Origin of the sequence: Sphingopyxis sp. (assembly GCF_036402335.1) — a bacterium.
Taxonomy (GTDB): domain Bacteria; phylum Pseudomonadota; class Alphaproteobacteria; order Sphingomonadales; family Sphingomonadaceae; genus Sphingopyxis.
This window is the reverse complement of sequence record NZ_DASWTD010000261.1, coordinates 1-2,032: the sequence shown is the minus strand read 5'-3', so window position 1 is coordinate 2,032 and position 2,032 is coordinate 1. Positions and strand designations below refer to the sequence as shown.

The window sequence follows — 2,032 nt, the reverse complement described above, 5'->3', positions numbered from 1 at the left end:
GAAGCATCGCGAGGCCGCGCTGGCGCTGTTCGAGCGGGATCAGATTGTCGAGTTGCGCGAGGCGCGCCGAAGCGATGGTGAGCCCGGCGTCGCTAGCGCGCTTGGTCAGCGCATAGGCGCGCGGCAGGTCCTGTGGCGCCAGGTCGCCGTTGAACAGCGCGGTGCCGAGGACATATTGGGCGCGCGGTTCGCCGCGTTCAGCCGAGCGGGTGATATAGGGCATCGCCTCTTCGCGGCGGTTCGCGGTGAAGAGGACGAGGCCGAGATTGTCCTCGGCCTGCAGATGGCCCTGTTTCGCGGCACGGCGATACCAGACCTCGGCCTGCCCGAGATCGGTGGGAACGCCGCGGCCAAGCTTGTACGCCTGCCCGAGGTTGAACTGGGCATCGGCGTCGCCGGCAATCGCGAGCGGGCGCCATTCGGCGACCGCCGCCTGATAATTGCCCGCCTGCCAGGCATCGACGCCTTCCTTGACGTCGGCATGGGCGGGCGCCGCGAGCATCGATGCCGCGATCAGCGGCAGAGCCAGCGAAATGGCGGTGCGGAAAGAACGCATCTTATTCTCCAATGACTTGCATTGCTGCAGTCCCCGGACGCTTCATAGAGCGCAATGGCTAACACGGCGTTAGCAACACGCGCGAGCCCCCACATTTGATCCGTTATGGGACAACACGCCGTTAGGGGAGCGTTTACCATGATGGCGAGCAAGTCGTTCACCTTCTTTTTATCATCGTTAACCCAATTTTAGCGCCCCCCATGGCATTCCCTTCGCCGAATTCTGGATTTCCGAGGGGGTAACGCAGTGCGCGTATTGGCATTGGCTTCACAGAAAGGCGGGTCGGGCAAGACGACGCTGTCGGGGCACCTCGCGGTGCAGGCGCAGCTCGCCGGCGCCGGTCCCGTCGTTCTGATCGACATCGATCCGCAGGGCTCGCTCGCCGACTGGTGGAACGAGCGCGAAACCGACCTTCCGGCGTTCGCCCAGACCACGGTCGCCCGGCTCGCATCCGATCTCGAAATCCTGCGCCAGCAGGGCTTTAAACTGGCGGTCATCGACACGCCGCCCGCGATCACCATGGCGATCCAGAGTGTGATTTCGGTCGCCGAACTGATCGTCGTCCCGACGCGCCCCAGCCCGCACGATCTGCGCGCCGTCGGGGCCACCGTCGACCTATGCGAACGCGCCGGCAAGCCGCTGGTCTTCGTTGTCAACGGCGCGACGCCGAAGGCGAAGATCACCAGCGAAGCTGCGGTCGCGCTGTCGCAGCACGGCACCGTCGCCCCGATCACCCTGCACCACCGCACCGATTATGCCGCGTCGATGATCGACGGCCGCACGGTGATGGAGGTCGATCCGAACGGCCGGTCGGCCGACGAGATCCGCCAGCTGTGGACCTATATGAACGACCGGCTCGAAAAGAATTTCCGCCGGACCGTGTTTGCCGCGCCGTTGCCCACCCAGGGCAATTATGGCGCGGTCCGCCCGATGGGCGGTGGCTTCGGCCGCCGCATCGCTGGTCAGTGACGGGAGCGGGAACCATGGGCGAACCCAAACCCCTCGCATCGCTGAGCGCCGGCCTCCTTGCCCGCAAGGGCGGCGCGCGTCCCGCGATGCGCCGCCAGCCGCTCGGCAGCGGCCCCGCACCGATGCATCCGGCCGGTTACGACGACCTTGGCTGGAACGACATGGGCTATGATGTCGATCCCGACCAGTCGGGTGAACCCGCGCGCATGGTCGACCTGAAGCCGCTGCTGACCGGATCGGTACTGGCGCACAACGTCGAGGCCGAACATGCCGTCGACGATAGCGTTGGCCACGAACTGACCCCGGTCCCGACCGGCCTGACCGACGATTATGGCGCCGACGAATTCGAAGCCGAAGCGCCCGAAATTCCCGAGGTCGTCCGCCAGCAGGAATCGCTGATCGAACGCGTCGCCGCGGTCGCCCGCAAGGTCGAAGCGCGTCCCGCGCCCAAGGCCGAAGCGAAGGCAAAAGCGCCCCGCGCCCTCCGCGCCCGCGAAAAAGCGGCTT

At 66.2% G+C, this 2,032-nt stretch carries 3 protein-coding genes; 2 read left to right on the top strand and 1 reads right to left on the bottom strand.

Annotated elements, in window-relative coordinates:
- A partial coding sequence (locus VGD20_RS08200; protein ID WP_331133974.1) for a tetratricopeptide repeat protein occupies window positions 1–556 on the bottom strand: 556 nt, incomplete at its 3' end.
- 246 nt (window positions 557–802) lie between these two features.
- Here VGD20_RS08200 and VGD20_RS08195 point away from each other — a divergent pair.
- Window positions 803–1,525 (top strand): ParA family protein, encoded by a 723-nt coding sequence (locus VGD20_RS08195; protein WP_037518907.1) that lies wholly within the window; start codon window positions 803–805, stop codon window positions 1,523–1,525.
- Window positions 1,526–1,539: 14 nt separating this feature from the next.
- On the top strand, window positions 1,540–2,032 hold a 493-nt coding region (locus tag VGD20_RS08190; protein WP_331133973.1), incomplete at its 3' end, for a hypothetical protein.